Below are 5,799 nucleotides of genomic sequence, written 5' to 3' on the forward strand. Positions count from 1 at the left end.
GGCAGCCGCTCCTCAACGATCTCGATCGCCTTCAGGAAGCCACCATCGAAAAGGACGGCAAGGTCATAACCACCCGCACCCACGTCTCGGGCCAGGTGGGCAATGTCTTCAAGGCAACGGGCATCGCGCTGCCGGCCAATATCAGCGAGTTGCCGCCGGAAACCTGAGCTTTTGCAAGCTCAACCAACCCCGAAAATGTAGTGGTAACACCTGCGTCGGCGCGCGCATGTCATTGAACAAAAATGCCTTTTCCGAAAGCACTGTTCAAGTTGGGGTAGAGTTGCTGGCGCTTCATTCCGGTTTCGCGGGCGAGCTCGGTCATGCCGTGGGCGCGCGCGACAATGCCGATCGCTTTGGCGACAATGTGCGGATCGCCGGACTCGACCGCCGCTGCGAGGAGCTGCGCCTGATCTTCCGGCTGAGTGAGATACGTGGCCGCATCGAAGCGGGTAAGTTCGATAGTCATGGCGCTGCCCTCCTTGGCCTGGCCAGTTGCTGTGCGTCTCAGAGCTGAGCCGCGAGTTGCCTTGCTCTGGCGATATCCCGCTGCTGGGAGGACTTGTCGCCGCCGACCAGCAGGATAACCAGCTCATCTCCGCGCCGCGTGAAATAGAGCCGGTAACCCGGCCCATAATCGATGCGGGCTTCGGATACGCCGTCTCCCACCGATTTCACGTCGCCCATCAGGCCGATCTCGATGCGAGCGATCCGCTGCGCGATCCTGGACTGCGCCTCCGGGTCGCGTAGACGGTGAAACCACTGCGCGAAGAGCGCAGTTTGCGTTACCTCCATTAGTGTCCCTTTTAAGTGACGGCATATCAGGTGTCAATATTTAAGTGACACCCTGCCGGTACATGACCAGCTAGACGGCCGTGCCGCGAAACCGATCTCGATGCGGGGCGCCGTGCTTCCTGGCGGGCTTCCGATGGAAGGGAAGCCCGCCAGCGGCGAACATTCCACGACCCCTCGCCCCTTCTCCCCTTTGCAAAGACCGGGGCGGCGCTTGCCGCCCCGGTCCGATGGAGCGGGCGGCTGTCTATGCCGCGATCACGTCCAGCGCGTCACCGTCGTCGGGCCTGTCATCGGGCTCCAAGCCGGTTTCGGAGGCGTCGACATCATAATCATCCGCGACGATCAGGGATCGGCGATGAGCATCGACGGTTTCGACCCCGCCGCGCGCGGTGTACGCGGCAGGCGGAAACGCCATCCAGCGCGGCACCCAGTTCTCGCAGCGCTCGCGTCCGTTCGCACCATCGAGGTGATCGCGGATGATCGCCTTGATGGTCTTCGCCTTCTCGCAGGTGCTGGCGGACGCGACTTCCGATCCGCCCACTTCGCCCAGAATGGCAAGCAGGACTTCACGGTCGCGCAGCGGCTCGAAGAAGGCATCGTCGGCCTTCCACCAGTGCTGCATGTCCGCGCCCATCTCGCGCGCCAGCGCCTCGACGACCGGGCTCCCCGCTGCCAGCGTCTCGCCCATGACGACTGCGATGAGGGCCATGACGGCACTGTCGGGAAGCAGCAGGAGCCGTGCGAACAGGGCGCACATGCCATTGGGCTTTTCCGCGCCGGTCACATGCGGCTCTTCCGTGGGCAAGCCAAGCATGGCGAGCACATCGACCCGCGCGCGGTCGAACACGGTTTCGGCGGCACTGTTCGCGATGCTTTCGGCGATGGCATCGCTGCGGGCAGCCTGCGGCTCGGGCGTGACCCGCCACAGATGCGAGCCGACGATGGCGTGAGCCGCCATGAGGCGCAGCGCGGCGCCCGGAAAGGCAAGCAGTTCGGCCCGGACGGCGGCATGGCGGTGCAGGTGGATATAGGTCTGCATGTTGGCGGTCAGTTCGGGACGGACGGCCTTGATACCGGCGTCGCCCTCCGCGTTCTTACCAGCCTTGGCGAGACGAGCGGCCTCCTTGCGGCTGAGGTAGCCTTCGTGGGCGATGACCTCGCCATTGGCGCGCACATCGAGATAGACCCGCCCGCCCTTGCGCTTGGGTGTCTTCTCATGCTCCCACGCATGGAAATGGGCATCGGGACCAATCACCAACGCATCGGCCCAGCCCTGCTCGAGGTATTCACCGCGCCGCGCCTCGATTGCGGCATTCTGGGCGGTCCAGAACGCGGGTGCGTCAGCGAAATAGCTGTCTTCGCCGAACAGGTCGGCGACGGTCGCGAGGCCGCTGGTGCTTACGTCGAACAGCGCATGCCCGGCCGGGATCGACTGGCCCGCGAACAGCCAGCCCTTGAGATTGAAACCTCTGGGGGCATAGGCTTCGGGATCATCGAGCAGCGCCAGCCATGCCTTCTGCTGGCTCTTGGAGGCGAGGGTGAGGTGGCGCACCGTGCCTGCGTCGATCTCCTCGCGGCGGTAGAGGTCGCGGATGCGCGGCAGGAGATTGCCGAGCGCGAGGATGCGCTTCACCGCAAGATCGGGCAGACCGAAGGTCGCGGCGATGTCGGCGGGCTTGCGCCCCTCCTTCACCAGCCGGATGAAGCATTCCCAGCGCGACACCTCGTCGGGGTCGAGCCGGGCGCTGTTCTCGATCAGCGAGGCCTCGATGGCGTCGGCATCATCGCCGTCTTCAAGAATGGCGCACGGCAGTTGCGCGGGCTCGTGGCCCGGCTGTCCGGTGCATTCCTGTTCTATGATCTGCGCGGCATGAAAGCGCCGCGCCCCGGCGAGGATTTCGTGATGGCCGGTTTCGCCCTCGGCTCCGCTGCAGGGCCGCACGATAATGGGCTGGAGGACGCCCCGCGCCCTGACGGTGGGCAGGATGTCGGAGACATCGGGGGCCTTGCGGGCATAGCGCATGTTGAGCCTGCTCACACAAAGCTTGTCGAGATGGACAAAAGCGAGTTTCATAAGCCTTACTCCTAGTGAGGGGCCGGTCCGTCCTTCAGGTGGAATGGTCGGGCGGACCGGCTTTTGGGATGGCGGCGAACGGCCGCCCGCGTCATCCGCGTTTCAGCGGAATTTCAGGGATGGAACCGAAGGCGCGTTCCATCTGGTCGAGGTAGGCCTGCGCCGCGCCGATCGATCCGAGCAGGCGCGAGACTTCGGTCCATCGCGACATACGCTGGCGGGTACGAAACATGCGGTCGCGCTCGATCCCCATCCCGAAGGGCAGATGGATGCCCGCCACTTCGCGCAGGCTGAAACAGCCCAGTTCCGGGCACCCGAAACCGAGATCGGCGAGACCGAACAGAGTGTCCCCATCCGGATAGAGTTCGCTGACCAGCCACGTGCCGGGCCCGAGCGGATTGAACAGCCGAACCAGTGGATAGGGATCGAAAGCGGGATGCCGCGCGCTCATGCGGGCATTGGCCAGCAGCATCCGGGACGCTGTGCGGGAGAGCAGGCTCATGCGGGCACCCTCCCCCCGGCACTCTCAGCACATTGCGCACCTGCGCCCGCGTTTCCGCCAGCGCTCGCGGCGGCATGCCGGGCAAGCAGCCAGTCGGCGGCCTTGCTGGCCTGACTGGCCGCCTTGAAGATCGCGCGGGAATCCTCGCGCACTACTTCCAGCCATGCGCCGATATAATCGGCATGACGCACGGTCGGGACGATGCCGAGCGCAGCGCACAGGAAAGCCGAACCCATTTCCGCGCAGAGTTCCTCGCGGGCGTAGTCCTTCGAGCCGAACGAATTGATCAGCTTGCGGTTCAGGCGCGAGGGATGGCCGACCGCGTGCGTCAATTCGTGCAGGCAGGTCCGGTAATAATTGATCTGGTCGTGGAACGCGGGCTGCGGCGGAACCTGTACGTAGTCCGGGCCCGGCGCATAGAATGCCTTGTCCCCGCCGATCCGGAAATCCACGCCGCTCGCGGTAATGACCTCTTCGGCAAGCGGGATGATCTCGCGCTCGGGCAGCGGTGCGGGATCGTACGCCATCTCACCGGGCAGACCATCGCACTGCGCGACATTGAAGACGGTGAAGCGCTTGAGGAACGGCACCGCGCGCGCCTCGCCGCCCGCTGCCTCCACCCTTGCCCTCTCGGTCTCGGGCACGAAGCGATCGGCATAGACCACCATGGTCCCCTGCTCGCCCTTGCGGACATGCCCGCCTGCTTCCAGCGCCTGCCGGAAGGTCAGCCAGCGCTGCGAGGAATAGCCGCCCGCGATCCCCTCTCCCCACAGGAGCAGGATGTTGATCCCGGAGTACTGCCGCCCGGTCAGAGCATTGCGAGGAAGCGCCGGGCAGCCCGGCACTCCATCCACCCTGCCCCAAGGCTGCACCCACGGCAGCCGCCCTTCCTCAAGCTGGGCGATGATCTTGGCTGTGACCGTATCGTAGAGATTGGACCGCTCGGCCTGTGGCGACACACAGCGGGATGCCTTGCGCTGCCTGCCGCCAGCGCTGCGCGGGGAACGGGAAACCATGCCTTGCCTCCTGACACCGCCCCAATCCAGAATTGGTCCCCCGCAGGAGCGGGGGGGGGCGGCGAGGAGACGCACAGGGTCCGCGCACGAGCGGTTCATGCACCCGAAGGGCCGCAACGCACGTGGAGGAATGCCGGCCTGCCGGCATTTGCATGGGCCGCGCGCGGGCCCAGGACGGCGACGAAAGCCCACCTCCGCTCGAAGGGAAGGACCAACGCCCAACGCCGCGCCGCGCAGCGCGCGCCTGTATCAGGTAGGCCATGCCTGCCGCACGCGCCCGCGATCGAAACCGGATGGCCGAGACCTGTCTTGCAGGGCTCGGCGGCGCTGGCCTGCAAGGTCGGCGACGTGAGAGCGCGCTCGCACAGCGAGGCGCCCCTCCGGGTCTCTCGGTTCTCAAGGAATCGCTGCAACCACACAATGCCGCAGGGATCAGATGAAGGGGTGAACCTTCGGGATTGTCATCGTAGCTGGTTCCATCTCGGCTGGCACGATGACGCGATGGCGTGCATGGGATCGGGCATGATCGCCATGTTCCTTCTGCTCGCCTCCGGCCTTTGCATCGCGACGGTGCATGACGGCGACACCATTCGGCTCTGCACCGGCGAGAAGGTGCGCCTCCAGTCGATCGACGCGCCAGAGGTGAAGGACTCGCCTCGGTGCGAGCCAGCCCAGCGGCGGCGCCTCGCCGGCTCGAAGAATCCAGCCTGGTGCGATTTTGCGAAAGGTGCGGCCAGCCGGGACGCCCTGCAGTCGTTCCTGCTGACGGGGCGCGTTTCCATCGAGCGCTTCGGGAAGGACCGCTATGGCCGCACGCTGGCAAATATCTATGTCAACGACCGCGACGCGGGCGAATACCTGATCAGGCGAGGGTTGGCGCGGCGCTGGGGCGAGTAACCGAGGACGGCTGCCTGTCCTTACCCTCGATATGAACTCATATCAGGTCCGAGGAAGCGATACTGCCTGACGATGTTCTCGATTTCCGGGTGGCAGAGGCACGAAATCTGTACGCCGATACAAATCGGGTGTCGCGGCCGAGGGAGACGGGCTGCACTGCACTTCGCGGCTATCGCAGGCTTGCACTTCAGCTGCGTCTCGTGTCCACAGCGACACGTAACCGCGATGTCATAGCCCCATTTCGAGTAGTCCAAGACCGTCTCGAACCGTTTCGTTACCATGACCTGCCCGTACCGGATTGCAGAACAAATATGGAACATATAACATTGTGTCATTCCACCAAGGAGTGATTCTGCGATGCCTGCACTATCGAAGATGGATGGTCCGCTTGACCTCGGAGGCTATGAGACCAGTTCGAAATCCTTGCCTTTCGGGCGCTGGATACTGGAACAGAGCGAGCGAGGCGGCTTCATTGGCCAACTCGCCTCGATCGCCAGATCGGATCGTGGGTTCCCGAA

The 5,799-nt window shown here is 64.7% G+C and carries 6 protein-coding genes; 1 reads left to right on the forward strand and 5 read right to left on the reverse strand.

The genetic code is table 11. The annotated features are described in order from the left end of the window. Positions 1–229: 229 nt before the first annotated feature. The 5 genes from LH128_RS18655 to LH128_RS18675 form a co-directional block, all read right to left on the reverse strand. A complete protein-coding gene (locus LH128_RS18655) occupies positions 230–466 on the reverse strand; it encodes an addiction module antidote protein (RefSeq protein ID WP_008831234.1) in 237 nt (78 codons plus the stop codon). A gap of 38 nt (positions 467–504) precedes the next feature. Beyond that, the gene (locus LH128_RS18660; protein WP_008831235.1) at positions 505–792 is read right to left on the reverse strand and encodes a type II toxin-antitoxin system RelE/ParE family toxin; all 288 of its coding nucleotides are present in this window, start codon (positions 790–792) and stop codon (positions 505–507) included. 244 nt (positions 793–1,036) lie between these two features. After that, positions 1,037–2,866 carry a ParB/RepB/Spo0J family partition protein gene (locus tag LH128_RS18665; RefSeq protein ID WP_008831236.1) on the reverse strand — a complete coding sequence of 610 codons (1,830 nt, stop codon included), beginning with the start codon at positions 2,864–2,866 and terminating at the stop codon, positions 1,037–1,039. 91 nt (positions 2,867–2,957) lie between these two features. Next, on the reverse strand, positions 2,958–3,368 hold the full coding sequence (locus tag LH128_RS18670; protein WP_008831237.1) for a DUF2958 domain-containing protein: 411 nt from the start codon (positions 3,366–3,368) through the stop codon (positions 2,958–2,960). After that, a complete protein-coding gene (locus tag LH128_RS18675) occupies positions 3,365–4,384 on the reverse strand; it encodes an ArdC family protein (protein WP_008831238.1) in 1,020 nt (339 codons plus the stop codon). The genes LH128_RS18670 and LH128_RS18675 overlap by 4 nt, the downstream gene beginning before the upstream one ends. A gap of 522 nt (positions 4,385–4,906) precedes the next feature. Here LH128_RS18675 and LH128_RS18680 point away from each other — a divergent pair. Then, a complete protein-coding gene (locus tag LH128_RS18680; RefSeq protein ID WP_037520257.1) occupies positions 4,907–5,281 on the forward strand; it encodes a thermonuclease family protein in 375 nt (124 codons plus the stop codon). Positions 5,282–5,799: the final 518 nt, after the last annotated feature.

Origin of the sequence: Sphingomonas sp. LH128 (genome assembly GCF_000293195.2) — a bacterium.
GTDB lineage: Bacteria > Pseudomonadota > Alphaproteobacteria > Sphingomonadales > Sphingomonadaceae > Novosphingobium > Novosphingobium resinovorum_A.

Excerpts from the sequence above, each read along its gene's own strand:
- LH128_RS18655 (WP_008831234.1), bottom strand. The coding sequence starts at position 466 with ATGACTATCGAACTTACCCGCTTCGATGCGGCCACGTATCTCACTCAG.
- LH128_RS18660 (WP_008831235.1), bottom strand. The coding sequence starts at position 792 with ATGGAGGTAACGCAAACTGCGCTCTTCGCGCAGTGGTTTCACCGTCTA.
- LH128_RS18665 (WP_008831236.1), bottom strand. The coding sequence starts at position 2,866 with ATGAAACTCGCTTTTGTCCATCTCGACAAGCTTTGTGTGAGCAGGCTC.
- LH128_RS18670 (WP_008831237.1), bottom strand. The coding sequence starts at position 3,368 with ATGAGCCTGCTCTCCCGCACAGCGTCCCGGATGCTGCTGGCCAATGCC.
- LH128_RS18675 (WP_008831238.1), bottom strand. The coding sequence starts at position 4,384 with ATGGTTTCCCGTTCCCCGCGCAGCGCTGGCGGCAGGCAGCGCAAGGCA.
- LH128_RS18680 (WP_037520257.1), top strand. The coding sequence starts at position 4,907 with ATGATCGCCATGTTCCTTCTGCTCGCCTCCGGCCTTTGCATCGCGACG.